General features: G+C 62.6%; 1 protein-coding gene. It reads left to right on the top strand.

All coding sequences use genetic code 11. The features are described from left to right. The coding region (locus Q7F16_RS30225) for a hypothetical protein (RefSeq protein WP_409557438.1) at window positions 1-230 on the top strand (230 nt) is incomplete at both ends.

Here is a 230-nt window from a genome sequence, read left to right on the forward strand (position 1 = left end):
CTATTAACCAACCCACCGGCGATGTCACCGCCAATGCCAGTGATGCCGCCGGCAACACCAGTGCAGATACTGTGGTGGCTTATGCCGATGCCACGGCGCCAACTGCGCCGAGCGTAACCGTGGCGGCTAATGCCGACGGCAGTGTCACCGTAACGGGTTCGGCTGAACCGGGCAGTACGGTCAATCTCACTTACCCAGATGGCAGCACCGGTACGGTGGTGGCTGCGGCC

The sequence above is a fragment of the Pseudomonas sp. Lb2C2 genome (assembly GCF_052112205.1).
Taxonomy (GTDB): Bacteria; Pseudomonadota; Gammaproteobacteria; order Pseudomonadales; family Pseudomonadaceae; genus Aquipseudomonas; species Aquipseudomonas kilonensis.